Source organism: Methanomassiliicoccales archaeon (genome assembly GCA_014361295.1).
GTDB lineage: Archaea > Thermoplasmatota > Thermoplasmata > Methanomassiliicoccales > JACIVX01 > JACIVX01.
On sequence record JACIVX010000106.1, the window covers coordinates 1 to 823 of the forward strand.

The following is an 823-nucleotide window of genomic DNA, read 5'->3' on the forward strand; positions in this document are numbered from 1 at the left end:
GAGGGTACATGGGAACTGGAGAAACCAGTTCTCGTAAAGTCTTTCCCAGGCGAGCGAGATAAGAAAGGACCAAAAGCCCGGTGAGGATTCCGTCGCCGGTGGTGGAATAGCGGCGGAAGACGATGTGGCCGGAGGGCTCGCCGCCGAGATCGATCGCGTGCTCCCGCATGGTCCAGGCCACGAATCTATCGCCCACCGGAACGCGAAGAACTTCGAAGCCTCGCTCCTGAAGGTATGCTTCCGCCCCGAGATTGGCAAGGACTGTGAACACCACAGCTTTCTTGCGGATCTCGCCCCATCCCAAAAGATGAGGAGCAAGGGCGGCCATGAGTTGATCGCCCTCCACGATTGCGCCCGTCTCATCCACGAAAACGGCGCGGTCGCCATCACCGTCGAAGCCGATTCCAAGATCAGCGGATAGTTCGCGCACCGTTTGGGAAAGAAGGGTTGGGGAAGCCGCCCCGCTTGCGTTGATCTTTGCTCCATCGGGCTCAGCACCCAGAAGGTGGATCTCCGCGCAACTTTCCTGAAATATCTCCGGGGCCACTACTGCCGTGGCTCCGAAGGCGCAATCCAAAACGATTTTTAGTCCGGAAAACCTTGGACTCTTAACCCATTTTCGTAAAAGCTCCAAATATCTTTCCTGCGCCTCGGAAAAGGTGCGGATATTCCCGAAACTTTGGCCGGTGTGGTTTAAGCTCAGACAAGCCTCGACCCTTTCCTCTTCCGCAACGGCGAGTTTTAATCCCTCGGGATTGTAGAATTTAAGGCCATTATCCTCGGGCGGATTATGGGAGGCAGAGATGACAAGGCCGAGGTCGAA

1 protein-coding gene is annotated in these 823 nt (G+C 56.3%); it reads right to left on the minus strand.

Annotation, left to right across the window (positions count from 1 at the left end):
• On the minus strand, nucleotides 1–823 hold an 823-nt coding region (locus H5T41_11420), incomplete at both ends, for a phosphoglucosamine mutase (GenBank protein ID MBC7109368.1).